The following is a 26,851-nucleotide window of genomic DNA, read 5'->3' as shown; positions in this document are numbered from 1 at the left end:
CGTCTCACACGGGCCGCGCGTCGAAGCGGCGCCGATAGTTCGACGGCGTGCTGCCGAACGCCGCGGAAAAGTTCTGGCGCAGTGTGACGGGGTTGCCGAAGCCGCAGCTCGCGGCGATCTGATCGATCGAGAGATTCGAGGTCTCCAGAAGTCGGCGGGCCTCATCGAGACGGCGGGATCTGACCCACGCAGCAGGCGTCACACCCATCGAGTTGCGGAACGTTCGCACGAACGTGCGGCGGCTCATGTGCGCGGCCGAAGCGAGACTCTCGATCGTGAGCTCGGCTCCGAGGTTCTGCAGCGCCCAGGTCGTGGCCACGGCGATCGGATCGTCGGTCGCGCGCGGTGCAACGGCGCGCTCGATGTACTGCGCCTGGCCTCCCTCGCGATGCGGCGCGACGACGAGGCTTCTCGCGACCGTGTTCGCGGCTTCGGCGCCGAGCCGCGTGCGCACGATGTGGAGGCACGCGTCGATACCCGATGCGGTTCCCGCCGAGGTCAGCACGTCGCCGTGATCCAGATAGAGGACGTCCGCATCGACGTCGACGCCCGGGTGTTTCCTCGCGAGCTCATCGACGGAGTGCCAGTGCGTCACTGCGCTTCGACCGTCGAGGAGGCCGATATCGGCGACAACGATCGCCCCCAGGCAGAGACCGACGATCGTCACACCCCGCGCGTGGGCGGCCAGGAGTGCCCGGCGCAGTGCAGGGCGAGGCTCGCGACCGTCCGCGATCCATGAGGGGATGACGATGAGGTCGGCATCCTCGGTGGCGGCGATGCCCTCGACGCGACTGAGCACGTATCCCTCGTCGGTGCGAACCGACCCCCCGCGGTCGGAGAAGAGCACCGTCTTCCACGAGGCGAGGCCGAGGCGATCCACTTCATCGAAGACCATCTGTGGCACGGCGAGATGGAACATCGTCACAGCATCGAAGGCATAGACGGCGATCTTCACGACAGCTCCCAACGTTGGCCTAATCTCATCGTAACGTTGCACCCGTGCCAATGGGAATCATGACCGAATCGGGCGAGGCTGAGAACCTCAGCCATCCCTTCAGCTCAGGAGCATCGCCATGACGACCCCCCACCGCGCCCTTGTCCTCGTCGACATCCAGCAGGAGTACTTCAGCGGACCGATGGAGATCCAGTACCCGGCGCCCTCCGACTCGATCCAGAAGATCGCCTCGGCAATCGACGCAGCTACTGCCCACGGCATCCCGATCGTCGTCGTCCAGCACTCGGCCGGCACTGAGGCTCCGGTCTTCAACCCCACCCTGCCCGGGTACGCGCTGCACCCCGACATCGAAGAACGTCGCACCTCGGAGTGGAAGGCGATCACGAAGCAGTACGGGTCTGTCTTCGCCGGCACCGATCTTCTCGACTGGCTGCACGAGAACGCGATCGACACCATCACCCTCGTCGGCTACATGACGAACAACTGCATCCTCGCCTCCGCCGCCGACGCCGAGACCCACGCCATGGGGGCCGAAGTGCTCTCTGACGCGACCGGAGCAATCAGCATCGGCAACGATGCAGGCTACGCCGATGCCCCGACGGTCCACAGAACCCTCATGGCCGTGCTGAACTCCAACTTCGCCGCGGTCGAGCCCACCGCCACCTGGATCGCCGCTCTTTCCGCGGGCCACGCGCTGTCGAAGGACAACCTTCCGACTTCGGCGATGGCGGGGGCAGCGCTCTTCTCGAAGTAGCGCGCATTCGCGATCACCCCCCACTCTGGAGCAACCCATGTCACTCCGAGCGCGACGACTGTCGCTGTTCGCCCTCTTCGCCCTGCCCGGCCTCACCATTGCCTCGTGGGTCACCAGAACACCGGCAATCCGAGACCTTCTCGGCGCCTCAACCGCCGAGATGGGAGTCGTGCTACTCGGCCTCTCGGCTGGTTCGATGCTCGGCATTCTGCTGTCGGGGCCTGCCGTGACTCGTCTCGGCGCGAAGCCCGTGATGATCACCGGCTCTCTCGGCGTGATTCTCAGCATGCCCATGATCGGCCTCGGAGCGGCTTCGGGTTCCATCCCCACCGTCGTCATCGGGCTCTTCCTGTTCGGCCTGGGCATGGGCGGCGGCGAGGTCGCCACGAACGTCGAGGGCGCCGATATCGAGAGGCTCTCGAAACGGCCCGTCCTGCCTCAACTGCATGGATCCTTCAGCCTGGGGACATTCATCGGGGCATCGGCCGGGATCCTCTTCACCGCGCTCGCCGTACCGGTCGAATGGCATCTCGTCGTCGTCGGAATCATCGCTCTCGGAGTACTTGCCGCCGCTGCGCCGCGCATCATCAGTTCCACCGGACGGGCACCGTTGTCGGGTCGGCAAGACAACGCACGACCGGCGACACCGGTGTGGAAGGACTCACGCCTCATCCTCATCGCCCTTCTCGTGCTCGTGATGGCGTTGATCGAGGGAACGGCGAGCGACTGGCTCCCCTTGGTCATGGTCGATGGTCATGGTGTGACTGCGACGCTCGGATCGGCCGTCTACGCCGCATTCGCTGCGGCTATGACGATCGGACGTTTCGCGGGAGGCGCTGCCGTGGCGAGGTTCGGCCGCGCACCGGTACTGCGCATCGGCATCATCAGCGCTGCCGCGGGTATGGCGCTCGTCGTGTTCGTCGACAACCAGATCGTCGCCGCCCTCGGTGTCATCCTCTGGGGGCTCGGCGCTTCGCTCGGTTTCCCCCTCGCACTCTCCGCAGCAGGAGAGGGGAGTGGCGAATCGGCCCGACGGGTCGCATTCGCCGCGACCATCGGATACGCGGCTCTCTTGGTCGGACCTCCGCTCATCGGCTTCATCGGTGAGCACTCGAGTCTGCGCATCGCGCTCATCGTGCCTCTTCTGCTGGTCGTGGGTGCCATCTTCCTAGCGCCCGTCGTGCGCCCGTCGAACGGCACGACCGAACCTTCCGAGATGGATCAGTACCCGCCCACGCTGCTCGACGCGAGCTCGTCGACGAGAGCGAGCGCTCCATCGGCCGTCGCGGGGGCCCGGCGCTGAAGCGAAGGGGTCAAACGGCATCGGCAATGAGGTCGGTCCTGTCGACGAGGTGGCCAGATATCGCGGGGTGTACTCATTCGCTCGGACGACTCTGTTCGGCCGACCGACGGACGCGATGCGATCGCCCTGGCGGTTGTTGGGATCACCTCGTCGACGAGGAAGCGCAGATCGCGCGTTGCTCTCGAGGCGATAGCAGTGTCGATGTTCGTGGCTGCGATTCTGCTCGAAGGCCTGCGTTGGCAGGTCGTAGCACTCGCCTTGTCAGGTCTCATCATCGTGGCCCTTTCCCGCGGGGCTTCGAGGAGGCGACGGACTCCGCGGAGTCTCCTCAGTGCTCATTGCGAACGACGCAGATGTCGTCATCGAGGGCTTGGCGGGCCAGTACGGCTTGCCGCGGTGGCTCTTCTCCGAACTTGCAGATGCTCGCGGACGCGCAACACCGAGCGCTACTTTTCACGCCGGGTCGTTTCCCGTCGTGCTCTTCTCCCCAGGGCTCGGCAGCAGTAGGTGGTTGGCGTCGACCTGGGCAACCGAACTTGCTAGTCACGGTGCTATCGTCGTCGCCCTTGACCATCCCTTCGACGCGGCGGCCACCCGCATCTTGGACGGCGCCATCGCTATGAGTGGGCTCGTCGCAACGGGCGACGCTACCGAAGACAATCGAAACGCGGCCAGCTGGACGGAGACTCGGGCGAAGGATTTGTCTGCCCTTCTCGACGCGCTCGTCGCCGCGAAGCAACACAATCCTGTCCTCGCTGGGGCCGATATGGATCGCGTGGTGGTGGTCGGCCATTCACTGGGCGGCGCGGCCGCCCTTCTCGCGGGAGGCACAGATCTTCGCGTGGACGGCGTGGCAGATATCGATGGGATGCCGCGTTTCTCCGGTGAGTAGCCAGCGCATCCCGACGGCGATCATCGTCGCGGGTGATATGGACAGCAACCCGCCCTATGAGCGATCGGTCGCTGCTTTCGTGGCCGCGGGAGCGGTCCGAGTGACTGTGGCGGGCATTGCGCATCTGGGTTTCACCGATGTGTCTCACATCATCGCCCCGATACCGGGCGTGACGGGCAGTCAAGCACGCAGCGGCCCCGCCATGGCGGCGAAGGTGACGCTGGTCGTCGTCACCGCAATCAGCAATAAGGCCGACGTGAGCAGCAGCTCTTTTGCATCGCTAGGTACACACGACGTCACCGCCTTGCAACTCGATGATTGGCTGGCGGGCTCACCATAGGTAGCGAGCGGCTGCACGACCGGGGGCACCTGCGCCTTCCGGCTGGATCGTCGCGTTGCCTGACGGTGAACACCTCAACCGCCCACAATCCGGTGAGGTGACCCTCCTCAGGCGCTGAGTGCTGCGACGGTGCGGAACTCGCGGTTCCACCGCACGAGGGGTGCGCTCTCGGCGTGACCGCTGCCGCGGGCGACCTGGCCGACGAGCAGCACTTGGTCGTTGACGGGGGTCGTGCTGTGTGTCGTGCACCACAGGGTCACGAGGGCGTCGGGCAGCCAGAGCGGCCCCTCGGGTGAGCGCTCGGCGCCGGCCGCGCCGAGTGCGTCGAGTCGTTCGTCGCGCGTCGTGCGCGCGGTCAGCCGGCGCACGAGCGGCACGTGCGGTTCGGCGAGCACGGAGACGGCCCATGTCGCCCCGTCGACGATCGCCGGCAGCGCGTCGCGGTCGCGACCGACCGAGATCGCGAGCGTGAACGGATCGACGGAACTCGTGAGCACGGAGGCGGCGATGAAGAACCGGTCGTCGTCGCCGTCGCGCACGGTGACGAGGGTGACCCCGCTGCCGTAGAGGCCGAAGCTCTCGTAGAGGGAGGGGATGTCGGTGGTCATGCGCTCAGGCCGTTCTGCTGTGCGGTGGCGACCGACGAGCCGTCGGCCGCCACCGGGGGAGGGGTGGGAGTCAGCGAGCAACGGCGGCGAAGCGCGTGCTCACGTCGGCCCAGTTCGCGATCTCCCAGAACGCCTTCACGTAGTCGGCGCGCACGTTCTTGTAGTCGAGGTAGTACGCGTGCTCCCAGACGTCGAGCTGCAGGAGCGGGGTGACGCCGAGCGGCACGTTCGACTGCTGGTCGAACATCTGGAAGATGACGGGGCGCGCGCCCACGCCGTCCCAGCCGAGCACGGCCCAGCCCGATCCCTGCACGCCGAGCGCGGTCGCCGTGAAGTGCGCGCGGAACGCATCGAACGATCCGAACGAGTCGTCGATCGCTGCAGCGAGTTCGCCCTCGGGGGCTCCGCCGCCGTCGGGCGAGAGGTTCTGCCAGAACGTGCTGTGGTTGATGTGGCCGCCGAGGTTGAAGGCGAGGTCCTTCTCGAGCTTGTTGACGTTCGCGAAGTCGCCCGCGGCGCGCGCCTCGGCGAGCTGCTCGAGCGCGGCGTTGGCGCCGGTCACGTAGGCCTGGTGGTGCTTGGAGTGGTGCAGCTCCATGATCGTGCCCGAGATGTGGGGCTCGAGTGCGGAGTAGTCGTAGGGGAGTTCGGGGAGTGAGTAGACCGTCACGGTGGGGTCCTTTCGAGGGCGGGTGATCTCCCCGAAGGCTAGAACCTCAAGTTCGCTTGAGGTCAAACCGTCACTGCTCGGATGACGCCGCGTGACGGTTCTCGTCGTCCTCGAGTCGTCGAGGTCCGGCTCCGGTCGCCGCCAACGCGTCATCCGGATTCAGGAGGGCGCACGCCTTCATCGACAGGCAGCCGCAGCCGATGCACCCCGTGAGTTCGCTCTCGAGTCGTTCGAGGCCCCGGCGGCGCTCTTCGAGCTGCTTCTTCCAGTCGCGCGAGGCGTGCTGCCATTCGGCGTGGCTCGGCATGCGGTCGAGCGGTACCGACGCGAAGGCGTGCTGCACGTCGCTGAGGGGGATGCCGAGGCGCTTGGCGACGGTGACGAGCGAGACGCGGCGCAGCATGTGCCGGGCGTAGCGCCGCTGGTTGCCGGACGTGCGCACCGAGGCGATGAGGCCGAGCTCCTCGTAGAACCGCAGCGCCGACGGTGCGACTCCCGTGCGCGAACTCATCTCACCGATCGTGAGCAGTTCGTCGGGATCGGGGTTCTCTGACATGACCGCCCTCCTCCGGCATCCGTTTGACTTCAAGCTAACTTGAGATTCTATCGTGGCCGGATGACTTCGAGAGCTGACGCATGACCTACGTGATCGCGCTGCCCTGCGTCGACGTGAAAGACAAGGCCTGCATCGACGAGTGCCCCGTCGACTGCATCTACGAGGGCGAGCGCTCGCTCTACATCCACCCCGACGAGTGCGTCGACTGCGGGGCGTGCGAACCGGTCTGCCCCGTCGAGGCCATCTACTACGAGGACGACCTGCCCGACCAGTGGGCCGACTACTACAAGGCCAACGTCGAGTTCTTCGACACCGTCGGTTCGCCCGGAGGCGCCGCTCGCACGGGCGCCCTGTCGTTCGACCACCCGCTCATCGCTGCCCTGCCGCCCCAGGCGAGCTGAGCGCGGGACGGTTCTGAGGGGGTCACTGCCGGTACCCCTACAGAGTCAGCCTCCCTCGGCGGAGCGCGGAGTCATTGACTGGGGGCATCCCCTCACTCGTCGAAAGGTCGTCCATGACTGACTCCTCCGTCTGGTTCGTCACCGGTGCCGCGCGCGGCATGGGCGTCGACATCGCCCGTGCCGCCCTCGCCGCCGGCCACTCCGTCGTCGCCACGGCGCGCGACGCCGATCGCGTGCGCGCCGCCCTCGGCGAGCACGACAACCTCCTCGCGCTCTCCCTCGACATCACCGACGAGCAGGCGGCGCAGGCCGCTGTGGATGCCGCTGTCGAGCGATTCGGCTCGATCGGTGTTCTCGTCAACAACGCCGGCAACTTCTACGCCGGATCGTTCGAGGTCATCAGCCCGGCGCAGTTCCGTGCGCAGATGGAGACGAACTTCTTCGGCCCGCTGAACGTCACTCGAGCCGTGCTGCCCGTCATGCGCGCACAGCGGAGCGGTCACGTCATCACGATCTCGTCGACCGCCGGTCTCGAAGGGCTCGACTTCTGCTCGGCCTACGCGTCGTCGAAGTTCGCCCTCGAGGGCTGGATGGAGTCACTCCGCTACGACGTCGCCCCCTTCGGAATCTCGACCACGATCGTCGACCCCGGCTTCTTCCGCACCGAACTGCTCGTCACGGGCGCCTCGTCGATCTGGCCCGAACTCGTCATCGACGATTACGACGAGCGCACGCGCGCGACCGTCGAGGCGTGGAAGGACATGAACGGCACGCAGGGCGGAGACCCGGCCAAGCTCGCCGCCGCGCTCGTCACGATCGCTGCTCTCGACGAGCCGCCGCTGCGATTCCTCGCGGGAGCGGATGCCGTCGACGCCGCCGAGCGGAAGGCGAACCTGCTCCTCGCGCAGGCCGACGCGCACCGTGCGCTCTCGTCGTCGCTCGGCTTCGACGGGTCTGCGGCATGAGCGCCGCCCTCGCGTCATCCGTCGCCCTCATCACCGGGGCGAGCAGTGGCATCGGCCGAGCCGCGGCCCTCCGACTCGCGAGCGAGGGTGCGTCGGTCGCCGTCGTCGCCCGCCGCGGCGACCGACTCGACACTCTCGTCGCCGAGATCGAGGCGGCGGGCGGGGTCGCCCTCGCCGTCGTCGCCGACATCACGGTGCGCGCCGAGGCCGAAGCCGCCGTGCAGCGCGTCGTCGACCGCTTCGGCCGCCTCGACGTGCTCGTCAACAACGCCGGCGTGATGCTGCTCGGCCCGGTCGTCGGCGCGGACGTCGACGAGTGGGAGCGGATGCTCGCCGTCAACGTCAACGGACTCCTCTACGTCACGCGCGCCGCGCTTCCTCACCTGCTCGAGGCGGGGAATCGGGGTCGCGCCGAGTCGCCGACATCGTCAACATCAGCTCGATCGCCGGCCGTGTGGCGTGGAACGGGTACGGGGTCTACAACCTCACGAAGTTCGGCGTCAACGGCTTCACCGAGTCGTTGCGACAGGAGGTCACGCAGAGGCACGTGCGCGTCGGCGTGCTCGAGCCCGGCGGCGTCGCGACCGAACTCGCGTCGCACAATCGCGCCGAGATCCAAGAGGCGATGACGACGCCGTTCTTCGAGCAGGTCGAGGTGCTCCAACCGGAAGACATCGCCGACGGCATCGCCTTCATGGTCACCCGCCCGCGCCACGCCTCGATCGGCGAACTCTGGATCATGCCGACCGACCAGGCGTAGGACGCGCCTATGGGCAGATGATCAGGGCGCTGAGTGTGCCCGATGCCTCGACGGCGTCTTCGGGCGAGAGGGTGCCGCTCGTCTCGCCTTCCCAGTACGACACGTCGCCGGTGATGTTCTGCAGCCAGTACGAACCGTCGCTCTCGGGGGTCGCGCTGACTCCCGTCGCGACGAACTGCGTGGTGCCGGTGTCGTCGACGACCGAGACCTGCAGGCGCCCCGAGGAGTCGAGCGCGAGCGTGCCGGGGTGCGGCTGAACGCCGGTCGCCGTCACACGGCTGTCGCACGAGACGTCGCTCGGCTCGAAGGTCGCTGTGTGTGAGATGCCGTCACCGGTGAAACGAACGCTCACGCCTGTGACCGTCGGGTCGGAGGTGGCTTCAGGCTGAGCGGTCGGCACGGCGACGGGCGCGTCACACTCGATCGAGCCGGAGATCGTCGCCGGGTAGCGGTCGGCATCCTCGGGTTCGACGTTCGCGTCATCCCCCGGCTTCCAGTCGGCGACGACGGCGACTTCGCCCTCGGACTCGCCGACGGTAAGTACGTTGCCCGATGCCGACAACTGCAGGTCGGTTCCCTCGAAGAGTACGAGCCCGTCGTCGCCGCCGGCGCCGACCGAGCCGCGGCGCTGGCCGCCGATGTCGATCGAGAAGCGGCCCTGCGGGTCGTTCGAGATCGCGAGCCCGTGCACGCGGTCATCCGTGCACGTGATCTGGTCGGGCGAGAACGTGAGGGTGCGCTCGGCGCCGTCGATCTCGTACGTGACCTGCACGCTGTTCGAGGGGCCCGTGGAGCACGCGGTGAGACCGAGTGCGAGGCCGACGGTCACGAGGAGCGCCGACGCGCGCAATCGCCTCATCGGTGCCAGGCCCCCGCGCGGCCGCGGTCGAAGGCATCCACACGCTCGACGGACTGCTGGGCGACGCGGTTCGCTTCACGCCCGATGCGACGCATGCGCTCGATCGACTCGTTCCAGTCGCGCACGGCCACCGACATTGCTTCGCGCGCGTCGCCGTCCCACTGCGACTCGAGGGTCGATACCGCGACCTGCAGGGCATCGAGTGCTCGCTCGATCTCGTCGATGCCCCCGTTGATGCTCGCGATGGCGCCGAGCGCTGGTGCGGTCTTCAGGCCGATCTTCATGACGTCTCCTCGTTCGCTTCGAGGATAAGCCTCAGATCTTTGGGCATTTCTGTGGGCGGCTCCGGCAGCACGCCGCTCGAGAAGATCGACGAGAGCGAAGCGCGCCCGTCGAGTACGCCGGTGAGTGCCTCGCGCAGCTTCGGGTCGTCGGTGCTGTCGCGCAGGCTTCGCATCTCGCGGCTCAGCTGAATCAGCACGGGAGCGCTCGCGGCCACGGTCGGCAGTGAGAAGGGCGCGCGTTCGTCGCTGACGCGACCGGCGAACGCCGCATCCGGGTCGAGTTGTTCGTCGGCCGACGTCATGAGGTCTGCTCCATGGAGGGGACGGGAAGGGTTGCGGCGAAGTTCGAGAGGTCGCCCGTGAGGTTGTCGAGCGCATCGAGGATCGAGAACAGTGAACTGATGTTCTGCAGCACGTCGTTCACATCGGCGAGCTTCTTGAGCGCCCAGAGAAGCGAGACGCCGGCTGTGCCGTAACCGATGATCCCGCCGCCGCCCGTCCAGACGGTTCCCGTACCGAATGCTGCAGCACCGGCCGCGATGAGCACGGCGTCGTAGAAGCCGTAGATCGCGCCGGCGATCTCTTCCGCTGCCTGGATGACGCCCGTGCAGTAGTCGGAGAAGACCGTACCGGCATCGGAGAGAGCGACCTGGGCGTCGGACAGGGCGTTCAACAGGTCTGCGAAGTACGCCTGCGCACTATTGGACGCGTAGCCCTGCCACTGCACACCGGCGTAGGCGACGGCGCTCGCGAGGTGCCCGCGCATGTCGTCGATGAGGGCGGCGAGGCCCGTGATCGTGTCGGCGAACTGCGCCATGTCGCCCCACCGGCCGCCGAACGTCTCGAGAACGCGCTCGGGCAGCGTCTGTGCGCCGAGCCAGCCGAGCACGGTGTCGACCCACTCGCTCGGGCTCAAGAGGTCGCCGGGGATGAGGTTGGTGCCCATCTGGTTCAGCTCGTCGTAGCTGCCGAGGTCGCAGAAGAACGCGGCGCCTCCTGTCGGCGGGCCCCAGACGGGCAGCGAATCGTCGGTGCGGTCATAGCTCGGGGCGATCTCACCCTGACCGCCGCCGGGCGACTGCGTGTTGCCGTTGTAGACGTCGGGGTCGGTCGCATCGATGAGAGCGGCCTGCTCCATGTCGATGTTCTCGCCGTCGTCGGCGACGGCGATGAGCTCGGTCGCTGCTCCGTCGAGTACCTGCTCGAGGTGATCGAACCAGTCGATGAGTGAGGAACGGATCTCGATCGCGGCGTTCGCCACGCGCGTGTACGCGTCGTACGGGGCATCCGTGATGGTCAGGTTCGTGAGCCAGGACTTCGCGCTCGCGGCCTGGTCGGCGTACATGGTGAAGGCGGTCGCCTGCTCGCGCAGGCCGTCGGCGTTCAGCCAGAAGTCGGTGTCACTCAGTTCGATTCCCCCCGGATCCGTGAGGGTTCAGTTTCCCACACCCGGGAGGGGCATCAGCCGAGTTGAGCGGCGAGACCCTCGATCGCACGGTCCACGTCATCCGTCGTCGAGTAGGGCGCGAGCCCGAGACGCAGGCCGCCGGCATCGCCGAGGCCGAGACGCCGACTGGCTTCGAGGGCGTAGAAGTTGTCGGAGGGCGCGAGCACACGACGTTCGGCGAGCCCCGCCGAGAGGGCCGCGGTGTCGGCGCCGTCGACGGTGACGAGCAGGGTCGGCGTGCGGCGCGCGGCTCGTGACCAGATCGTCGCGCCGGGCAGCTCGCGGAGACCGGCCTCGAGTCGCTCGAGCAGAGCCGACTCGTGCGCGTGCATCGCGGCGAACGACGTCGTCAGCTGTTCCCGTCGCGATCCCGCGGCCTCATCGTCGAGCCCCGCGAGCAGGTCGATCGCCGCCGTCACACCCGCGAGCTGCTCGTACGGCAGTGTTCCGAACTCGAACCGCTCGGGCACACGGTTCGTCGATGGCAGCAGCTTGTCGGGTTCGATCGTCTCGAGCAGCGCGGGGTCGGCCGCGAGGATTCCGCAGTGCGGTCCGAGGAACTTGTAGGGCGAGCACACGAACAGGTCGGCGCCGAGAGAACGGATGTCGGGCAGCTCGTGAGCCGTGAAGTGCACGCCATCGACATAGACGAGGGCGCCCACCGCGTGAGCCGCGTCGGCGATGCCGCGCACGTCGGGCTTCGTGCCGATGAGATTCGATGCCGCGGTCACCGCGACGAGTCGCGTCGCCGAGGTCACGGCCTTCGCGGCATCCACGAGCTCGCCCGTCTCGGGGTCGAGGTCGATCCAGCGCACGGTGGCCCCCGCCCGCTCGGCGGCCTGCACCCACGGCCGCACGTTCGAGTCGTGGTCGAGCCTCGTGACGACGATCTCGTCGCCCGGACTCCAGCGCTGGGCGAGGTGGCGGGAGAAGTCGTAGGCGAGCTGCGTCGCGCTCCGCCCGTGCACGATCCCGGCGGGGTCGGCGCCGAGCAGGTCGGCGGCCGCGAGACGGAACTCGGTCACGGCGTCGTCGGCGTTCTGCTCGGAGGGAGCGCTCGTTCCGCGGTTCGAGAGCGGGCGCAGGAGCGTCGACTGGATCGCATCGCCGACGGCGCGCGGCGTCTGCGTGCCGCCCGGGCCGTCGAAGTGCGCCCAGCCGGTCGTGAGGGAAGGGAACATCGAGCGAATACGGGCGATGTCGTAGGCCATGGCGTCAGCATAGGGGTGCATCGCTACGCTGGGGTCATGTCGGAGGGGACGCGGTCACGGCGCTACTCGTTCACCGCGCTCGCCGACGGATTCTTCTTCGTCTTCGCGGGTCTCGCGGCCATCTGGCTCGCTTACCTCGTGCTCACCGAGTCGTTCCAGTTCGGCTGGTGGGGCGTGCTCGTCTTCGTCGCGTTCTGGGTGTTGCTCGCGTACCTCGTGCTGCCGCGGCTGCACCGCATCCTGACGACCATCTACGTTCCCGATTACTTCATCGGGCGCGCCCGCACGAGCGACGGTCTGCTCGGCGACCCCGTCAACCTCGCCCTGCTCGGAAGCGAAGCCGACCTGCATGCGGCGCTCGACACGGCCGGGTGGACGCGCGCCGACGACGTCACCTTCGCGTCGAGCTGGCGCATCGTCACGTCGACCATCACGCGGAAGAGCTACAACGAGGCGCCGGTGAGCCCCCTCTTCCTCTTCGGCAGGCAGCAGGACTTCGCGTACCAGCAGGAGGTCGCCGGCAATCCCGCGAAGCGCCACCACGTGCGCTTCTGGCGGTGCCCCGACGGATGGCTCCTGCCCGGTGGCCATCGCGTCGAGTGGCTCGCCGCGGGCACCTTCGACCGGGCCGTCGGCTTCTCGGTCTTCACTCTGCAGATCACGCACAAGATCGACGCCGACACCGACGTCGAACGCGACCACATCGTGCAGACTCTTCAGAGTGCGAACCCGGCGATCTCGGTCGACGTCATCCGCGACTTCTCGACGGGCTATCACTCGCGGAACGGCGGCGGCGACTCGATCCGCACCGACGGCGACCTTCCCATCGTGGATGTCACGGGCGTCGCGACACCGGCGGCTTCGGCCGCGTCCGTCGAGGGGGCGGATGCCTCGTGAGTGACAAGCGACGCGCCTTCGAATCACCCGCCGACCTCGCGCGGCCGATCACCCAGCCCGTGCTGCGGCGACCCGCGGCGACGACGATGGGCGCCGTGCTCGTCGTGCTGCGCGTGCTCGCGGGAGTGTGGTGGCTGCTCGCCCTGACCTTCTCGTGGAACGATGTGCTGCTCGACGACCTCGGCCTCGGCGACGAGCCCGACTTCCAGGCGCTCGGCAACGACGTGAAGGAAGCGATCTCGAGCGGCATCCTCAACACCGTCTTGATCGTCGGCGGCATCGTGCTCGTGATCGAACTGCTCTTCGCCCTGCTCGTCTTCCGCGGCGTGAACTGGGCGCGCGTCGTCGTGATGGTGTTCGCGACGCTCAGCATCATCGGTTCGTTCGTCGGCTGGTGGCTCGGCGGGCAGGAGATCACGGTTCACACCACACTCGTGACGCTCGCCCTCGACATCCTCGTGCTGCTCGCGCTGTCGAGCCAGGGAGCCCGGGCGTACGCGCGCAGGCCGCGCGAGCGCCGGGCTCGGGGGTCGGTCGCCTAGGCGGAGTGCTCGGCGCAGTGCGCGGGCTCGCGCTCCTGGCACGCGTCGCAGACGACGAGCAGTTCGCGGCACGAGGCATCCGCGCAGTTCTCGATGCGTTTCGTCGCCTCTCCGCAGCGGTGGCAGTGCCCGATCACGGCCGGGTTCGCGCTGAAGTCGATCGAGCCGCGCTTGTCGAAGACGTAGAGCGAGCCGTTCCAGTGGCCGGAGTCGCCGAAGCGCTCGCCGTAGCGCACGATGCCGCCGTCGAGCTGGTAGACCTCGTCGAAACCGCGCGCCTTCATGAGGCCCGAGAGCACCTCGCAACGGATGCCGCCCGTGCAGTACGTGACGACGGGCTTGTCCTTGAGGTGGTCGTAGCGGCCCGATTCGAGTTCGTCGATGAACTCGCGCGTCGTCGCGACATCGGGCACGACGGCGCCGTCGAAGCGTCCGATCTCGGCCTCGATGCGGTTGCGGCCGTCGAAGAAGACGACGTCGTCGCGTTCGGCGAGCAGACCGTGGAGTTCGTCGGGGGAGAGCTTGATGCCGCCGCCGATGACACCGCTCGAGTCGACCTGCAGCTCGCCCGGGGCGCCGAAGCTCACGATCTCGTCGCGCACCTTGACGCTGAGCTTCGGGAAGTCGAGGCTCGCGCCGTCGTCATCGAGCCCGCGGCCTTCGCTCCACTTCATCTCGACGCCCGCGAACGGCCCGTACGAGTGGAACTTGCGGACGTAGCGCTTGAGCGCGCCGAGCTCGCCGCCGACCGTGCCGTTGATGCCGTGCTCCGAGATCAGGATGCGCCCGCGCAGCCCCAGACCCTCGCACAGGTCGCGCTGCCACACGCGCACGGCCTCGGGGTCGGCGAGCGGCGTGAAGACGTAGTACAGCAGGACTTTCGCGACGGGCACCCGAGAATCTTAGACGTGCGCGCCCCGTGCCGAGATCACGGGCGGCGGTAGGGTGCGGGGGTGACGGATGACGACCTCGACGCCTTCCGCGCGGCGTGGGTCTCACTGCCGAGCGGGCAGACGGGCCTGCGCTACATCGAGGCCCTCGTCGCCGACGGCGCGCTCGATGAGGCGCTCATCGTCTGTGCCGAGGTGTGGGCGCTCGGCTACCCGATCGGACTGACCGAAGCGGCCTGGGTGCACAGCGAGCTCGGCGACATGAGATCGGCGATCGCGTCGATGACGGCGGCGATCGATGTGCTCGACGGTGACGAGCGACTCGCGGCCGTCGGCACCGTCGGGTGTTGGCGGTGGCAGCACTTCGCCGAGGTGGAGGCCGAGTCGCAGTTGCGCGAGGGCATGTACCACTACGGCTCGGCGTGGGCCGATCTCGGCAACCTCCTCCGGGTGACGGGTCGCGTCGACGAGGGCACGCGCGTATTGAGAGAGGGAGCGGAAGCAGAAGAGCTCATGTGCATGCTTCCGTATGCGAACATCCTGTCGCGCTGCGGTGACCTCGCTGGAGCCGAGCTGGTCTATCGCCGAGCGTATGAGCTCGGCGATGCGCATGCGGCATGGAACCTGTCACTCGACTTGCTTGCCGAGGGGCGCGACGACGAGGCATCCGAGTGGAGATGGAAAGCCGCCGCGGGAGGCGACGAGGTCGCGATCGCCTCGCTCGCCGACGCAGAGCCGCGCCTACCCGACTGACACATGTCCCGCCGCCGAGAATCGCCGTTTGCGTCGAGTCGACCCGGTAGACCGGCGATTCTCGACACGAACGGCGACTCTCAAGGGGCGCGGCCGCCGCTCAGTGCTTGTTGCCGCTGACGGCGAGCACGCCGCCGAGGCCGATCATCATGACGCCGCCCGCGGCCGACAGGTGCTCGATGCGCTTCGGCGAGCGGCCGAACCACGACCGGGCCGCGCCCGCCGCGAACACCCAGACGCTGTCGAACGCGAGGGCGAGCACGATGAAGGCGACGCCGAGCTCGGCGAGCTGCAGAGGGATCGCCCCCGCCGGGAACGACACGAACTGCGGAAGCACGGCGACGAAGAACGCGATCGTCTTCGGGTTCGTGACACCCACGACGAAGCCCTCGGCGAGCAGCCGCCACGGCGATCGCGGTGCGACGTCACTCGTCGCCGCGGCATCCCGTCGGTGCCTGATCGCCTGCACGCCGAGCCAGACGAGGTAGAGCGCACCGGCGATCTTCACGATGGTGAAGAGGACGACCGACTGCGCGACGAGCGCACCGACACCGAGCGCGACGGCGGCGACGAGCGGCAGCATGCCGAGGGCGTTGCCGAGCACGCTCAGCAGTCCGCCCGTGCGACCCAGGGCGAGGGTGCGGCCGATGACGAAGAGCACGCTCGGCCCCGGCATGACGACGAGCACAGCGGATGCCACGATGAAACCGATCAGGTTCTCGACGGGGACCATGCCGTGATCGTATCCCTGCCGCGATACCGTGAGGGGATGAGTGTTCTCGCGAGCGTGTCCGACGGAGTCGGGCATCTCACCCTCGATCGGCCCGATGCGCTCAACGCGCTCACGCTCGACATGGTGCGCGAGCTCACCGCTTCTCTCGACGACTGGCGCTCCGACGCCGAGGTCGCGCTCGTCGTGCTCGACGGCGCGGGCGACCGCGGGTTCTGCGCGGGCGGCGACATCCGCAACCTCTACGGCCTCGTCTCGACGGGTCAGGGCGGCGAGGCGGTGCACTTCTTCGAAGAGGAGTACCGGCTGGATGCCGCGATCCACGAGTTCCCGAAGCCCGTCGTCGCGCTCATGGACGGCGTGACCATGGGCGGCGGGGTCGGTCTCGCGGGGCACGCGTCGATCCGCATCGTCACGGAGCGCTCGCGCGTCGCGATGCCCGAGACCCGCATCGGATTCACCCCGGATGTCGGCGGCTCGTGGTTGCTCGGTCGCGCACCCGGTCGCATCGGAGAGTTCCTCGCGCTCACCTCGTCGACCATGACCGGCGCCGACGCCATCTACGCGGGCTTCGCCGACTACTTCCTCGAGAGCGACCGGCTGCCGCACCTCCGTCGCGCGCTGGCCGAACGCGCCGACCCGGGTTCGCCGTCCGAGATCGTGCTGCTCTTCGACGACACCCCGGGCCCGTCGGAACTCGAAGCGAACCGTTCGTGGATCGACGAGGCCTTCTCGGGTGACACCGTCGCCGACATCCTCGACCGGCTGCGCGCGCTCGGAACCGAGGCCGCGCTCGCCGCCCTCGCCGAGATCGAGAAGAACTCGCCGACGGCACTCGTCGTCTCCCTCGCGTCGGTGCGTGCCGCGCGCGAACTGCCCGACCTGCGCGCGGCGCTCGAACAGGAACTGCGCCTCGTGACGTGGTTCTTCGAGCAGCCCGACCTCACCGAGGGCATCCGCGCTCAGGTCATCGATAAGGACCGCACCCCGCGCTGGAACCCGGCGACCCTCGCCGAGGTCGCGCCGACCACCGCAGACTCCGCACTCCACCACGACGTACCCACGGCACTCTGGCCGTAGCCTGAACCAGGCGCCCGAAAGGAAACACCCATGCACCAGCACCGCGTACGCACCCACCGCAGCGACGAGAACCTCGCCCGCGAGGGCCAGCTCGCCTGGAAGCTCGCCGAGGTCGCGACCGATCCCGTCGAGGTCGACGCCGATGTCACCGAGATGATCGTCAACCGCGTCATCGACAACGCGGCGGTCGCCGCAGCCTCGCTCGTGCGCGGCCCGATCGTCTCGGCCCGCGGGCAGGCGCTCAGCCACCCCGTCTCGATCGGCGGCGAAGGCGCGACCGTGTTCGGCGTCGACTCGGCTCGGCGCACCTCGCCCGAGTGGGCCGCCTGGGCGAACGGCGTGGCCGTGCGCGAGCTCGACTACCACGACACGTTCCTCGCCGCCGAGTACTCGCACCCCGGCGACAACATCCCCCCGATCCTCGCTGTCGCCCAGCACCTGGCATCCGTTCGGGGCCTCACCGGCCGCGATGTCGTCCGCGGAATCGCGACCGGATACGAAGTGCAGATCGACCTCGTCAAGGGCATCTCACTGCACAAGCACAAGATCGACCACGTCGCGCACCTCGGCCCCAGCGCCGCGGCCGGCATCGGAACCCTGCTCGGACTCGACACCGAGACGATCTTCCAGGCCATCGGCCAGGGCCTCCACACGACGACCGCCACGCGCCAGTCGCGGAAGGGCGAGATCTCGACGTGGAAGGCGCACGCCCCGGCCTTCGCCGGCAAGATGGCGGTCGAGGCCGTCGACCGCGCGATGCGCGGGCAGACGAGCCCCGTCCCTATCTACGAGGGCGAAGACGGAGTGATCGCGTGGCTGCTCGACGGCCCCGACGGCTCGTACGAGGTGCCGGTTCCGGATGCCGGTGAGGCCAAGCGCGCCATCCTCGACTCGTACACGAAGGAGCACTCGGCGGAGTACCAGGCGCAGGCCTGGATCGACCTCGCGCGGCGCCTGCACGAGGCGTACCCGCTCATCCTCGACGACCCCGACCGCATCGAGTCGATCGTGCTTCACACGTCGCACCACACGCACTACGTCATCGGCTCGGGCGCGAACGACCCGCAGAAGTACGACCCGAGCGCGAGCCGCGAGACGCTCGATCACTCGATCCCGTACATCTTCACCGTCGCACTGCAGGACGGCTCGTGGCACCACGTCGACTCGTACACCCCCGAGCGCGCCAACCGCCCCGACACCGTCGCCCTGTGGAACAAGGTCACGACGCGTGAGGACGAGGAGTGGACGCGCCGCTACCACTCGCTCGACATCAGCGAGAAGGCCTTCGGCGGACGTGTCGTCATCACCCTCGCCGACGGCGGCGAGATCGTCGACGAGATCGCCGTCGCCGATGCGCATCCGCTCGGTGCCCGACCGTTCGCCCGCGCCGACTACGTGCAGAAGTTCCGCACGCTCGCCGGCCCCGTGCTCGAGCCTGCCGAGATCGAGCGCTTCCTCTCGGTCGCGGAGCGTCTGCCCGACCTCGCCCCGCACGAGCTCGGCGGCCTCACGTTCGTCGCCGCACCGGGCGTACTGACCTCGGTCGAGACCCCGAAGGGACTGTTCTGATGCTGTACTCGCAGAAGAGGCCGGCCGACAAGCGCGCCGACTTCCGGGCGGCGCTCGCGAGCGGTGAGCTGCAGCGCTTCCCGGGCGCGTTCAACCCGCTCTCGGCACGCCTCATCGAGCAGAAGGGCTTCGACGGCGTCTACATCTCGGGCGCCGTGCTCTCGGCCGACCTCGGCCTCCCCGACATCGGACTCACGACGCTCACCGAGGTCGCGACTCGCGCCAAGCAGATCGCGCGCATGACCGATCTGCCCGCGATCGTCGACGCCGACACGGGCTTCGGCGAGGCGATGAACGTCGCGCGCACCGTGCAGGAGATGGAGGATGCCGGACTCGCGGGCCTCCACATCGAGGACCAGGTCAACCCCAAGCGCTGCGGTCACCTCGACGGCAAGCAGGTCGTCGACGAGAACACGGCGCTCCAGCGCGTGCGTGCGGCCGTCGATGCGCGCCGCGACCCCAACTTCCTGATCATGGCGCGCACCGACATCCGTGCCGTCGATGGTCTCGCGGCCGCCGTCGACCGCGCGAAGAAGCTCGTGGATGCCGGTGCCGACGCGATCTTCCCCGAAGCGATGGCCTCGCTTGACGAGTTCGCGGCGATCCGCGCCGCGGTCGACGTGCCGCTGCTCGCCAACATGACCGAGTTCGGCAAGAGCGAGCTGTTCACCGTGCAGCAGCTCGCCGACGTGGGCATGAACCTCGTGATCTGGCCCGTCTCACTCCTGCGCCTCGCGATGGGCGCCGCCTCGCGCGGCCTCGACGAGCTCGAGAACGCCGGCCGCCTCACGGGCCTGCTCGATCAGATGCAGCACCGCGCCGACCTCTACGACCTCATCGACTACGAGGGCTACGGCCGCTTCGACGACTCCGTCTTCACCTTCACCGTCGAGCGCTGATTATTTCTGCGAGTTGCCACGATTGCCCCGTGCAGAGCGCCTCGCACGGGGCAATCGTGGCAACTCGTCATGAGGCGAGGACCCGGCGGATGCGGGTGATGAGCGCGGAGGGCCGGATAAGGTCGGCCTGAGTGACCTCGATAACCGTGTAGCCGAGCGACTCGAGCTCGGCCCGGCGCGTGATGTCACGCCTCCATTGAGTCCGGTCGGTGCGGTGCTGGTCGCCCTGATACTCGACGACGACACGCTCATCGCGGAACAGCAGATCCACGCGCGCCACGAACCGAGTGCCATCGTAGATCGACGGATTCACTTCGGGGGTCGGTAAGCCCGCCTCGTGCAGGATCATCCTGAGCTCGCTCTCCTTCGGCGACTCGGCGCGCGGATCGACGAAGTCGAGTGCGAGGCGAAGCTTCGTCGAGTGACGGGGTGAGACCAATCGGCTGAGTACGGCACGGAGCGATTCGCCAGCCGCGTCGCCGGCTCGGCGAGTCACTTCATCGCCGACGGCGACGAGTTCGTGAAACGTCAGCCGAGTGGCGAGATCGCACCACGTGCGGGCGGGAGTCGTCAGCACGAGCGAACCGTGAGTCATGACGTCGATGTCGGCGATGGCGAGCCGCCGCCCGGTGACTCCGGGCCGGCGTACAGCGCGCGCCGGAGGGCGCACGGCGACCTCGAACCCGACGTCGTCACACCGGCGGGGCAGTGGGAGACCGTGCAGCCTCGCCGCACTGACTCCACTGAGAATCGCCGGTCGATCGAGTGCCGCAATGAGGTCGCTGCATCGAGCGGCGTAATCGAGATCGGGCGCCGCCTCACGCCGTACGCCCCAGAACGGGCTCGCGAGGTCACTGGCCTGGAGTCTCTTGCGAGAGAGACCGAGCGCGCGGGCTTCTTCGACGCGGAACGGTCGGGCGGTGAGCTCTTCAGGCAGGTCGTTGCGTCGAGTCATCCGCTCATGCTCGCGGGCGCCCCGCGAAAGCTCACCGCATCGGCCGGCGCTGGGGAAAGCTGCCGCGCCGCTCCACCCTGTGGAGGCCGCGCGAGTTGCCGCGAATGCCCCCTTGAGCGCCTCTCGGACGGGGCATTTGTGGCAACTCGCAGAATTGCGCGGGGGCGGCGCCGAGTAGGCTGATCGGACGCCACGAGCATCGAAGGGGAACGCATGAGCGAGCAGGAGATCTACAAGGGGCTCGCGGGCGTGCCCGTCGACTACACCGCGATTTCGAAGGTCAATCCCGAGACGAACTCGCTGCTCTACCGGGGTTACCCCGTGCAGCAGCTCGCTGCGAACTCGACGTTCGAAGAGGTCGCGTTCCTGCTGTGGAACGGCGAACTGCCGACGGATGCCGAGCTCGCCGCCTTCGAGGAGAAGGAGCGCTCCTACCGGGGCCTCGAGCACCACATCAAGCGCATCATCGACGAGCTGCCGCTCACGGCGCACCCCATGGACGTCGTGCGCACGGCGGTGAGCGTCATCGGCGCCTCCGACCCGACGACGGCGGATGACTCGCGCGAGGCCGATCTCGACAAGTCCCTGCGCCTCCTCGCGCAGCTGCCCTCGATCGTCTCGTACGATCAGCGTCGCCGCCGCGGCCTGCACTTCGTCGAGCCGCGCGACGACCTCGGCTACTCGGCGAACTTCCTCTTCCAGACCTTCGACGAGGTGCCCGAGCTTCCCGTCGTCTCGGCCTTCGACGTGTCGATGATCCTCTACGCGGAGCACTCGTTCAACGCGTCGACGTTCACCGCCCGCGTCATCACCTCGACGCTCGCCGACCTCTACTCGGCGGTCACGGGAGCGATCGGCGCACTGAAGGGCGCGCTGCACGGCGGTGCCAACGAGGCCGTCATGCACGTCTTCGACGAGATCGGCACGGCCGACCGCGTCGGCCCCTGGCTCGACGAGGCGTTGTCGACGAAGCGCAAGATCATGGGCTTCGGTCACCGCGTCTACAAGAACGGCGACTCGCGCGTGCCGACGATGAAGGCCGCGCTCGACACGCTCGTCGACTACTACGAGCGTCCCGATCTCGCCGAACTCTACGACGCGCTCGAGGCCGACTTCGTGGGTCGCAAGGGCATCTACCCGAACCTCGACTACCCGTCGGGCCCCGCGTACCACCTCATGGGTTTCGACACCGAGATGTTCACGCCGCTCTTCGTGGCGAGCCGCGTCACGGGCTGGACGGCGCACATCCTCGAGCAGCGCGCGGCGAACGCCCTCATCCGCCCGCTCTCGGTCTACAACGGCGTCGATGAGCGCGACGTACCCGTCAAGGACTGAGCCGCGAGAAACAGAAGAACGGCCGCCGGCAGGATGACTGCCCGGCGGCCGTTCTGTGTGTCAGAGGCTCTGCGCGTCAGCGGCTCACAGTTCGGACGAGATCGCCCACAGGTTGACGCCCGCGTCGCCGGCGAACTCGTCGATCGCGGCGAGCTCCTCGTCGGTGAAGGGGGCGGCGTCGAGCGCGCCGAGGTTCTCGTCGAGCTGGGCGACCGACGAGACGCCGATGAGGGCGGATGTCACGCCGCCGGGTCGCAGCACCCACGACAGGGCGAGCTGCGCGAGCGACTGGCCGCGGCCCTTCGCGATCGCGTCGAGTCCGCGGAGGCGTCGCAGGTTGTCCTCGGAGAGTGTTCCGTCGCGGAACGACGGGCGCGGCGTCGCGTGCTCGGCGTTCGGGTCGACGAGGAACTTGTCGGTGAGGAGCCCCTGCGCGAGCGGCGTGAACGCGATCGAGCCGAGGCCGTTCGCGTCGAGGGTCTCGAGCAGCTCCTCTTCGACCCAGCGGTTCACGAGCGAGTACGCGGGCTGGTGGATGACGAGCGGAGTGCCGAGCGCCTTCGCGATCTCGACAGCCTTCGCGGTGCGCTCCGCCGAGTACGACGAGATGCCGGCGTAGAGGGCCTTGCCCTGGCGGACGGCCGTGTCGAGGGCGCCGATCGTCTCCTCGAGGGGCGTCGACGCGTCGACGCGGTGCGAGTAGAAGATGTCGACGTAATCGGTCGACAGGCGTTCGAGCGATTCGTCGAGGCTGTTGAGCAGGTACTTCCGCGAACCGAAGTCGCCGTAGGGGCCCGGCCAGTGCGGCCAGCCGGCCTTCGTCGAGACGATGAGTTCGGAGCGGTACGGCTTGAAGTCGGTGCGCAGGATGCGCCCGAAGTTCTCCTCCGCGCTGCCGTGGGGCGGGCCGTAGTTGTTCGCGAGGTCGAAGTGGGTGATGCCGCGGTCGAACGCGTGGCGCAGGATGTCGCGCTGGCCCTGGAACGGCTTGTTGTCGCCGAAGTTGTACCAGAGGCCGAGCGAGATCGGGGGCAGCAGGAGGCCCGACGTGCCGACCCGGCGGTAGCCGAAGTGCGTGTATCGGTCGGCTGCGGCGACGTACGGCGCGTGGATGTCGGGTACGCCGGCGGCGACGTGGACGGTCTCGGTCATGACTTCTCCTCGGTATCAGCGGTGATGCCTGTCGACTCGGCGGTACCGATGCTCCAGATGAAGGGAGGCGGTGTGCCGTTGATCGACCAATCGCCGACGATACGCGACTTGTAGATGACGGGGTTGTGCGACGCGACGGTCCGGGCATTCCGCCAGTGTCGGTCGAGGGCCTTCGTCGTGGATGTCGCGGAGGCCCCGAGCGTGTTGAAGAGCAGCGTCGCGGCGCGCGGGACGAACTCGCTCAGCACGACCTGAGCCTGCGCGGCGCGGATCTCGGCCTCGACATTGGCCGCGACATCCGCCGCCGAATCGCGCTCGAGAGCGGTCGCCGCCGCAGCGTCGAGGGCGGACGCGACGCCGCGCACGAGCTGCTTCGCGGTGTACGCGATCGACGAGATCTCGCCCACGACGGACTGGATCTGCGCGTCGTCCTGCACGCGAGCCGCGAGACCGTGGCTGTACACGCGGGTTCGGGATCGGATCTCGTGACCCGCGTCGCGCTCGACCGCGGTCGCGATGCCCGCGAGGACCGCGAGCAGGACGAGCTGGTAGTGGGCCGTCTGGTAGCGGAAGCGTTCGCCGAACAGGGCGACGTGCTCGCTCGGCGCACCGTCGAAGACGATGGTGCCGGTGCCCGTGAGCGGCTGGCCGAAGCCGTCCCAGTCGTCGTGGATCGTCACGCCGGGTGCGTCGGTGCGCACGAGCGCCGTGACGTCGCCGTCGTCGCTCGCCGCGGTGACGTCGGTCCAGTCGGCGAAGATCGAGCCCGTCGTGTAGAACTTCCGTCCGTCGACGCGCCAGGCGTCGCCGTCACGCGTCGCGCGCGTCGTGGGCGAGCCGAGACCGCCCGCACCGACCTCGCTCCACGCGTTGCCGACGATCTCGCCCGAGCCGAGCCGCGTGAGCCACGCGTCGCGCTCGGCGCTCGGCTCGGCCACGAGTCGGTCTTCGAGGTAGGCGAGGTGCCCGCGGAAGATCTGCGGCAGGTTCGAGTCGGCCGTCGCGAGCTCGACGAGCAGTTCGGCGACCTCGGCGATGCTGAGGCCGTCTCCACCGAACTCGACGGGCACGCGGAGTGCGCCGAAACCGGCATCCTTCAGGGCTCGCACCTCGTCGAACGGCAGCCGGTGCTCGCGCTCACGCTCGACGGTGCCGGTCGCGATCTGGGCGAAGACGGGTCGCAGGCGTGCCGCGGCCGTGTCGAAACGCGCGCTCATGTGTAGAGCGACAGGGGCTGAAGCTCCCCGTTGAGCTCCCAGGCGCCGACCTCGAGCTTCTTGTAGTCGACGGGGTCGTGCAGGGTGTGCGTGCGCACGTTCCGCCAGAACAGGTCGAGGCCGACCGAGGCCTTCGCCGAGCTCGATCCGGTGATCTCGAAGATGCGGTTGGCGACCTCGACGCCGAGATCGGTCGAGACGACCTTGAGCTTCGCGATCTCGATCTCGATGTGCCCGCGCTGCTCGGCCGTGACGGCGTCGCCGAGCGAGACGGTCTCGTCGAAACGCCGTGCGGCGCGGTCGGCGAGGGCCTCGACGGCGGCGATGCCCGACGAGAACTCGCCGACGACGCGCTGCACGAACGGGTCGTTGCGGTACAGGTCGGCGCCGCTCAGGAACCACGAGTTCTTCCGAGCCCGAGCGATCTCGAGTCCCTGCTCGAGCGCACCCTCGGCGATGCCGAGGTAGATGTTGCCGAACGCGAGCTGGATGCCGGGGGTGATGAGGTTCTGGAAGGGCCCGTCCCCGAGCGACCCGAGGATGTCGGCGGGGTCGACCGCGACGTCGACGAAGTCGACCGATCCGCTCGCCGAGAGGCGCTGACCGAGGGCATCCCAATCGCCGAGGTAGTGGATGCCGGCGCGGTCGTGATCGAGGACGACGAAGACGGTCTCGCCGTCGCGGTCACCGCCCTCGATGCGCGCTGCGGCGAGCACGACGTCGCCCGAGGAGGCTCCGGTCGAGAAGCGCTTGCGACCGTTCAGGCGGAATCCGCCGTCGGCCGGCGTGAGGAGGAGGTCGGGGTCGACGGGGTTGACCGAGTCGCCCCACAGCCAGTGGTCCGCGGTCGTGCGCCGGTACCAGTCGGCGCGATCGGCCTCGGGGGCGGCGAAGCCGATGTTCGACGAGTTGATGTAGTGGTACGCGAGCACCTGCGCGACCGAGGCGTCGGTGCGCGAGAGGATGCGCACGGCGAGGAGCGCCGACTGCCAGTGTCCGCCGCCTCCGCCGAACTCGGCCGGGTGCAGCAGGTCGACGAGGCCCGACTCGCGCAGCAGGTCGAGTTCGACCGTGGGGTCGTCGCCGCGGCGGTCGCGCTCGAGGGCGTCTTCGCCGAGGGTCGCGGCGACGCGCTCGGCGACGGTGCGCCAGTGATCGAGTTCGGCGTCGCTCGCGACGGCGGGGCGGGTCGTGGTCATCGTGTTCCTTCTGAGGTGTCGGCGGGGCGTTCGGCGAGTCGGGGAGCGGTGCCGTCGGCGGCACTCGGCCCGCCGACGAAGGCGCCGCGATAGGCGTGGGCGGGGTGCCAGTCGGGGATGACGGGGGAGCCGGTGCCGTTCAGGCGACCACGCAGCGTGCCCTCGGGGTAGTCGTCCCACACGCGGCCGCGGCGGCGCAGCTCGGGCACGGCGAGGTCGACGAAGTCCTCGAAGGTGCCGGGCGTCACGACGTAGGCGAGGTTGAAGCCGTCGATGCCGCCGACCTCGACCCAGCGTTCTATCTCGTCGGCGACGGTCGACGGGCTGCCGACGATGACCGGCCCGATGCCGCCGATGCCGACGTATTCGGCGATGTCGCGCGGGGTCCACGCCCGCTCGGGGTCGGCGATCGTGAAGATCGAGAGCGCCGAGCGCGCGGCATCCGTATCGACGTACTTGAGGGGGGTGTCGGGGTCGAAGGTCGACAGGTCGAGGCCCGACCAGCCGCCGTAGAGCGCGAGGGCTCCCTCGAGGTCGACGTACTCGCGGTACTCGGCGAGCTTCGCCTGGGCGGCCTCGTCGGTCTCGGCGACGATGACGGTCGCGAGCGAGAGGATCTTGACGCTGTCGCGCGAGCGGCCGAGGCGCTCGGCACGGTCGCGGATGTCGTCGGTGATGGGGCGCGTGAGCTCGGGCACGAGGCCGTTGATGAAGACCGCTTCACCGTGCTTCGCCGCGAACTCACGGCCGCGCGGCGACGCCCCGGCCTGGAAGATCGCGGGGGTGCGCTGAGGGCTCGGCTCGGAGAGGTGGATGCCGGGAACGCGGAAGTGCGTGCCCTCGTGGGCGATCGAGTGCACGCGCGACGGGTCGGTGAAGACGCCGCGCTCGCGATCCTTCACGACCGCGCCGTCCTCCCACGAGCCCTCCCAGAGCTTGTACGTGACGTCGAGGAACTCGTCGGCGATGTCGTAGCGCACGTCGTGGGGGATCTGCGTGTCGAGGCCGAGGTTCTGCGCGGCGCTGTTGAGGTACGACGTGACGACGTTCCAGCCGACCCGGCCCTGCGTGAAGTGGTCGAGGGTGCTGAAGCGGCGTGCCAACTGGTACGGCAGTTCGTAGGTGAGCGCGACGGTCACGCCGAAACCGAGGTGCTCGGTCGCGTGCGCCATCGCCGAGACCTGGGCGATCGGGTCTCCGACCGGGATCTGCGCGGCACCCTCGAGGGCCGCGGCAGCCGAGCCGCGGTAGACGTCGTAGACGCCGACGACATCGGCGATGAAGAGGGCGTCGAAGGTACCGCGTTCGAGCAGTTCGGCGAGACCCACCCAGTAGTCGAGGGTGTTGTAGTCGGCGGCCCGATTGTCGGGATGACGCCAGAGGCCGGGTGCCTGGTGGGTGACGCAGGACATGTCGAAGGCGTTGAGAATGATGCGCGAGGTCACGGCTCTCCGGGGCGGCAGGGGCGGGGGGTCTGCCGAAATTACCAGCGCCCGAGGCGCGACTCGAACCCGGATGACACGGGGAGTCATGCAGCCGACGGGGGCGAAATCGCTTCATTGCGGAAACTTACGTTCCGCGTGGACGGCCACCCCGCGACTGCCTAACGTTAGGCCCACTCGACGCCT

Annotated in this window: 30 protein-coding genes and 1 pseudogene; 15 read left to right on the top strand and 16 right to left on the bottom strand. The window is 68.5% G+C overall.

Annotation, left to right across the window (positions count from 1 at the left end):
- Positions 1 to 4: 4 nt before the first annotated feature.
- A complete protein-coding gene (locus BJ972_RS10980; protein WP_129172405.1) occupies positions 5 to 955 on the bottom strand; it encodes a GlxA family transcriptional regulator in 951 nt (316 codons plus the stop codon).
- A 118-nt stretch (positions 956 to 1,073) separates the two neighbouring features.
- On the opposite strand from BJ972_RS10980, the gene BJ972_RS10975 reads away from it, so the two are divergent.
- The 4 genes from BJ972_RS10975 to BJ972_RS10960 all read left to right on the top strand — a co-directional run bounded on the left by BJ972_RS10975 (position 1,074) and on the right by BJ972_RS10960 (position 4,244).
- Entirely contained in the window at positions 1,074 to 1,709 is a 636-nt protein-coding gene (locus BJ972_RS10975) for an isochorismatase family protein (protein ID WP_129172406.1), read from the top strand.
- 37 nt (positions 1,710 to 1,746) lie between these two features.
- Complete coding sequence (locus BJ972_RS10970; protein WP_129172407.1) at positions 1,747 to 3,012, top strand: MFS transporter; 1,266 nt, start codon at positions 1,747 to 1,749, stop codon at positions 3,010 to 3,012.
- A 331-nt stretch (positions 3,013 to 3,343) separates the two neighbouring features.
- Positions 3,344 to 3,904, top strand: a complete 561-nt coding sequence (locus BJ972_RS10965) for an alpha/beta hydrolase family protein (RefSeq protein WP_129172408.1) — start codon at positions 3,344 to 3,346, stop codon at positions 3,902 to 3,904.
- Positions 3,897 to 4,244: a hypothetical protein gene (locus tag BJ972_RS10960; protein WP_129172409.1), complete on the top strand. Its 348-nt coding sequence runs from the start codon at positions 3,897 to 3,899 to the stop codon at positions 4,242 to 4,244. Before BJ972_RS10965 ends, BJ972_RS10960 begins: the two co-directional genes overlap by 8 nt.
- Positions 4,245 to 4,351: 107 nt before the next feature.
- Here the strand turns inward: BJ972_RS10960 and BJ972_RS10955 are convergent, their stop codons facing one another.
- The 3 genes from BJ972_RS10955 to soxR form a co-directional block, all read right to left on the bottom strand.
- The gene (locus BJ972_RS10955; protein ID WP_129172410.1) at positions 4,352 to 4,852 is read right to left on the bottom strand and encodes a flavin reductase family protein; all 501 of its coding nucleotides are present in this window, start codon (positions 4,850 to 4,852) and stop codon (positions 4,352 to 4,354) included.
- 70 nt (positions 4,853 to 4,922) lie between these two features.
- Complete coding sequence (locus BJ972_RS10950; RefSeq protein ID WP_129172411.1) at positions 4,923 to 5,522, bottom strand: superoxide dismutase; 600 nt, start codon at positions 5,520 to 5,522, stop codon at positions 4,923 to 4,925.
- A 70-nt stretch (positions 5,523 to 5,592) separates the two neighbouring features.
- The gene (gene soxR / locus BJ972_RS10945; protein ID WP_129172412.1) at positions 5,593 to 6,078 is read right to left on the bottom strand and encodes a redox-sensitive transcriptional activator SoxR; all 486 of its coding nucleotides are present in this window, start codon (positions 6,076 to 6,078) and stop codon (positions 5,593 to 5,595) included.
- An 80-nt stretch (positions 6,079 to 6,158) separates the two neighbouring features.
- Between soxR and fdxA the strand changes: the two genes are divergently transcribed.
- From fdxA to BJ972_RS17305, 4 genes and pseudogenes are all read left to right on the top strand, one after another.
- Complete coding sequence (gene fdxA, locus BJ972_RS10940; protein ID WP_129172413.1) at positions 6,159 to 6,479, top strand: ferredoxin; 321 nt, start codon at positions 6,159 to 6,161, stop codon at positions 6,477 to 6,479.
- A 113-nt stretch (positions 6,480 to 6,592) separates the two neighbouring features.
- Positions 6,593 to 7,444, top strand: a complete 852-nt coding sequence (locus BJ972_RS10935) for an SDR family oxidoreductase (protein ID WP_129172414.1) — start codon at positions 6,593 to 6,595, stop codon at positions 7,442 to 7,444.
- A pseudogene (locus BJ972_RS17310) lies at positions 7,441 to 7,794 on the top strand (SDR family oxidoreductase); the annotation flags it as partial. The gene BJ972_RS10935 and the pseudogene BJ972_RS17310, both read left to right, overlap by 4 nt.
- Positions 7,795 to 7,898: 104 nt before the next feature.
- Positions 7,899 to 8,204: an SDR family NAD(P)-dependent oxidoreductase gene (locus tag BJ972_RS17305; RefSeq protein ID WP_277871219.1), complete on the top strand. Its 306-nt coding sequence runs from the start codon at positions 7,899 to 7,901 to the stop codon at positions 8,202 to 8,204.
- Between the two features lie 7 nt (positions 8,205 to 8,211).
- On the opposite strand, the gene BJ972_RS10925 is transcribed toward BJ972_RS17305, so the two are convergent.
- From BJ972_RS10925 to BJ972_RS10905, 5 genes are all read right to left on the bottom strand, one after another.
- Positions 8,212 to 9,063, bottom strand: coding sequence for a hypothetical protein (locus tag BJ972_RS10925; protein WP_129172415.1), 852 nt, complete (start codon positions 9,061 to 9,063; stop codon positions 8,212 to 8,214).
- Positions 9,060 to 9,347, bottom strand: a complete 288-nt coding sequence (locus tag BJ972_RS10920) for a WXG100 family type VII secretion target (protein WP_164989861.1) — start codon at positions 9,345 to 9,347, stop codon at positions 9,060 to 9,062. The genes BJ972_RS10925 and BJ972_RS10920 overlap by 4 nt, the downstream gene beginning before the upstream one ends.
- The gene (locus BJ972_RS10915; protein ID WP_164989862.1) at positions 9,344 to 9,649 is read right to left on the bottom strand and encodes a hypothetical protein; all 306 of its coding nucleotides are present in this window, start codon (positions 9,647 to 9,649) and stop codon (positions 9,344 to 9,346) included. Before BJ972_RS10915 ends, BJ972_RS10920 begins: the two co-directional genes overlap by 4 nt.
- Entirely contained in the window at positions 9,646 to 10,692 is a 1,047-nt protein-coding gene (locus tag BJ972_RS10910; RefSeq protein WP_129172417.1) for a hypothetical protein, read from the bottom strand. Before BJ972_RS10910 ends, BJ972_RS10915 begins: the two co-directional genes overlap by 4 nt.
- 116 nt (positions 10,693 to 10,808) lie before the next feature.
- Positions 10,809 to 12,005: a cysteine desulfurase-like protein gene (locus BJ972_RS10905; RefSeq protein ID WP_129172418.1), complete on the bottom strand. Its 1,197-nt coding sequence runs from the start codon at positions 12,003 to 12,005 to the stop codon at positions 10,809 to 10,811.
- A gap of 36 nt (positions 12,006 to 12,041) precedes the next feature.
- Here BJ972_RS10905 and BJ972_RS10900 point away from each other — a divergent pair, with 36 nt between their 5' ends.
- Complete coding sequence (locus tag BJ972_RS10900) at positions 12,042 to 12,902, top strand: LssY C-terminal domain-containing protein (RefSeq protein ID WP_129172419.1); 861 nt, start codon at positions 12,042 to 12,044, stop codon at positions 12,900 to 12,902.
- The gene (locus BJ972_RS10895) at positions 12,899 to 13,444 is read left to right on the top strand and encodes a hypothetical protein (RefSeq protein WP_129172420.1); all 546 of its coding nucleotides are present in this window, start codon (positions 12,899 to 12,901) and stop codon (positions 13,442 to 13,444) included. Before BJ972_RS10900 ends, BJ972_RS10895 begins: the two co-directional genes overlap by 4 nt.
- Here the strand turns inward: BJ972_RS10895 and trhO are convergent.
- Complete coding sequence (gene trhO, locus BJ972_RS10890) at positions 13,441 to 14,337, bottom strand: oxygen-dependent tRNA uridine(34) hydroxylase TrhO (RefSeq protein WP_129172421.1); 897 nt, start codon at positions 14,335 to 14,337, stop codon at positions 13,441 to 13,443. The two genes, BJ972_RS10895 and trhO, sit on opposite strands and share 4 nt — an antisense overlap.
- 60 nt (positions 14,338 to 14,397) lie before the next feature.
- Between trhO and BJ972_RS10885 the strand changes: the two genes are divergently transcribed.
- Positions 14,398 to 15,087 (top strand): tetratricopeptide repeat protein, encoded by a 690-nt coding sequence (locus tag BJ972_RS10885; RefSeq protein ID WP_129172422.1) that lies wholly within the window; start codon positions 14,398 to 14,400, stop codon positions 15,085 to 15,087.
- Positions 15,088 to 15,187: 100 nt separating this feature from the next.
- Here the strand turns inward: BJ972_RS10885 and BJ972_RS10880 are convergent, their stop codons facing one another.
- Positions 15,188 to 15,820, bottom strand: a complete 633-nt coding sequence (locus BJ972_RS10880; RefSeq protein WP_129172423.1) for a LysE family translocator — start codon at positions 15,818 to 15,820, stop codon at positions 15,188 to 15,190.
- A 36-nt stretch (positions 15,821 to 15,856) separates the two neighbouring features.
- On the opposite strand from BJ972_RS10880, the gene BJ972_RS10875 reads away from it, so the two are divergent.
- From BJ972_RS10875 to prpB, 3 genes are read left to right on the top strand one after another with little or no spacing between them, the layout of a single operon-like run.
- Positions 15,857 to 16,897, top strand: a complete 1,041-nt coding sequence (locus BJ972_RS10875) for an enoyl-CoA hydratase/isomerase family protein (protein WP_129172424.1) — start codon at positions 15,857 to 15,859, stop codon at positions 16,895 to 16,897.
- A gap of 30 nt (positions 16,898 to 16,927) precedes the next feature.
- The gene (locus BJ972_RS10870; protein WP_129172425.1) at positions 16,928 to 18,466 is read left to right on the top strand and encodes an MmgE/PrpD family protein; all 1,539 of its coding nucleotides are present in this window, start codon (positions 16,928 to 16,930) and stop codon (positions 18,464 to 18,466) included.
- Entirely contained in the window at positions 18,466 to 19,365 is a 900-nt protein-coding gene (gene prpB / locus BJ972_RS10865) for a methylisocitrate lyase (RefSeq protein WP_129172426.1), read from the top strand. Before BJ972_RS10870 ends, prpB begins: the two co-directional genes overlap by 1 nt.
- 67 nt (positions 19,366 to 19,432) lie before the next feature.
- On the opposite strand, the gene BJ972_RS10860 is transcribed toward prpB, so the two are convergent.
- Positions 19,433 to 20,320: a DUF559 domain-containing protein gene (locus BJ972_RS10860; protein WP_129172427.1), complete on the bottom strand. Its 888-nt coding sequence runs from the start codon at positions 20,318 to 20,320 to the stop codon at positions 19,433 to 19,435.
- Between the two features lie 213 nt (positions 20,321 to 20,533).
- Between BJ972_RS10860 and BJ972_RS10855 the strand changes: the two genes are divergently transcribed.
- Entirely contained in the window at positions 20,534 to 21,655 is a 1,122-nt protein-coding gene (locus BJ972_RS10855; protein ID WP_129172428.1) for a bifunctional 2-methylcitrate synthase/citrate synthase, read from the top strand.
- An 84-nt stretch (positions 21,656 to 21,739) separates the two neighbouring features.
- On the opposite strand, the gene BJ972_RS10850 is transcribed toward BJ972_RS10855, so the two are convergent.
- The 4 genes from BJ972_RS10850 to BJ972_RS10835 are packed head-to-tail and all read right to left on the bottom strand — an operon-like array spanning position 21,740 to position 26,668.
- Entirely contained in the window at positions 21,740 to 22,807 is a 1,068-nt protein-coding gene (locus BJ972_RS10850) for an aldo/keto reductase (protein ID WP_129172429.1), read from the bottom strand.
- The gene (locus BJ972_RS10845) at positions 22,804 to 24,024 is read right to left on the bottom strand and encodes an acyl-CoA dehydrogenase family protein (RefSeq protein WP_129172430.1); all 1,221 of its coding nucleotides are present in this window, start codon (positions 24,022 to 24,024) and stop codon (positions 22,804 to 22,806) included. Before BJ972_RS10845 ends, BJ972_RS10850 begins: the two co-directional genes overlap by 4 nt.
- Entirely contained in the window at positions 24,021 to 25,223 is a 1,203-nt protein-coding gene (locus BJ972_RS10840) for an acyl-CoA dehydrogenase family protein (RefSeq protein ID WP_129172431.1), read from the bottom strand. Before BJ972_RS10840 ends, BJ972_RS10845 begins: the two co-directional genes overlap by 4 nt.
- Complete coding sequence (locus BJ972_RS10835) at positions 25,220 to 26,668, bottom strand: LLM class flavin-dependent oxidoreductase (RefSeq protein WP_129172432.1); 1,449 nt, start codon at positions 26,666 to 26,668, stop codon at positions 25,220 to 25,222. Before BJ972_RS10835 ends, BJ972_RS10840 begins: the two co-directional genes overlap by 4 nt.
- Positions 26,669 to 26,851 lie beyond the last annotated feature (183 nt).

This window comes from Agromyces atrinae, assembly GCF_013407835.1.
Lineage (GTDB): Bacteria > Actinomycetota > Actinomycetes > Actinomycetales > Microbacteriaceae > Agromyces > Agromyces atrinae.
This window is presented reverse-complemented; position numbering and strand designations above follow the sequence as displayed.

Excerpts from the sequence above, each read along its gene's own strand:
- BJ972_RS10975 (WP_129172406.1), top strand. The coding sequence starts at position 1,074 with ATGACGACCCCCCACCGCGCCCTTGTCCTCGTCGACATCCAGCAGGAG.
- BJ972_RS10970 (WP_129172407.1), top strand. The coding sequence starts at position 1,747 with ATGTCACTCCGAGCGCGACGACTGTCGCTGTTCGCCCTCTTCGCCCTG.
- BJ972_RS10955 (WP_129172410.1), bottom strand. The coding sequence starts at position 4,852 with ATGACCACCGACATCCCCTCCCTCTACGAGAGCTTCGGCCTCTACGGC.
- soxR (WP_129172412.1), bottom strand. The coding sequence starts at position 6,078 with ATGTCAGAGAACCCCGATCCCGACGAACTGCTCACGATCGGTGAGATG.
- fdxA (WP_129172413.1), top strand. The coding sequence starts at position 6,159 with ATGACCTACGTGATCGCGCTGCCCTGCGTCGACGTGAAAGACAAGGCC.
- BJ972_RS10935 (WP_129172414.1), top strand. The coding sequence starts at position 6,593 with ATGACTGACTCCTCCGTCTGGTTCGTCACCGGTGCCGCGCGCGGCATG.
- BJ972_RS10925 (WP_129172415.1), bottom strand. The coding sequence starts at position 9,063 with ATGAGGCGATTGCGCGCGTCGGCGCTCCTCGTGACCGTCGGCCTCGCA.
- BJ972_RS10920 (WP_164989861.1), bottom strand. The coding sequence starts at position 9,347 with ATGAAGATCGGCCTGAAGACCGCACCAGCGCTCGGCGCCATCGCGAGC.
- BJ972_RS10915 (WP_164989862.1), bottom strand. The coding sequence starts at position 9,649 with ATGACGTCGGCCGACGAACAACTCGACCCGGATGCGGCGTTCGCCGGT.
- BJ972_RS10910 (WP_129172417.1), bottom strand. The coding sequence starts at position 10,692 with ATGTACGCCGACCAGGCCGCGAGCGCGAAGTCCTGGCTCACGAACCTG.
- BJ972_RS10905 (WP_129172418.1), bottom strand. The coding sequence starts at position 12,005 with ATGGCCTACGACATCGCCCGTATTCGCTCGATGTTCCCTTCCCTCACG.
- BJ972_RS10900 (WP_129172419.1), top strand. The coding sequence starts at position 12,042 with ATGTCGGAGGGGACGCGGTCACGGCGCTACTCGTTCACCGCGCTCGCC.
- BJ972_RS10880 (WP_129172423.1), bottom strand. The coding sequence starts at position 15,820 with ATGGTCCCCGTCGAGAACCTGATCGGTTTCATCGTGGCATCCGCTGTG.
- BJ972_RS10875 (WP_129172424.1), top strand. The coding sequence starts at position 15,857 with ATGAGTGTTCTCGCGAGCGTGTCCGACGGAGTCGGGCATCTCACCCTC.
- BJ972_RS10870 (WP_129172425.1), top strand. The coding sequence starts at position 16,928 with ATGCACCAGCACCGCGTACGCACCCACCGCAGCGACGAGAACCTCGCC.
- prpB (WP_129172426.1), top strand. The coding sequence starts at position 18,466 with ATGCTGTACTCGCAGAAGAGGCCGGCCGACAAGCGCGCCGACTTCCGG.
- BJ972_RS10860 (WP_129172427.1), bottom strand. The coding sequence starts at position 20,320 with ATGACTCGACGCAACGACCTGCCTGAAGAGCTCACCGCCCGACCGTTC.
- BJ972_RS10855 (WP_129172428.1), top strand. The coding sequence starts at position 20,534 with ATGAGCGAGCAGGAGATCTACAAGGGGCTCGCGGGCGTGCCCGTCGAC.
- BJ972_RS10850 (WP_129172429.1), bottom strand. The coding sequence starts at position 22,807 with ATGACCGAGACCGTCCACGTCGCCGCCGGCGTACCCGACATCCACGCG.
- BJ972_RS10845 (WP_129172430.1), bottom strand. The coding sequence starts at position 24,024 with ATGAGCGCGCGTTTCGACACGGCCGCGGCACGCCTGCGACCCGTCTTC.
- BJ972_RS10840 (WP_129172431.1), bottom strand. The coding sequence starts at position 25,223 with ATGACCACGACCCGCCCCGCCGTCGCGAGCGACGCCGAACTCGATCAC.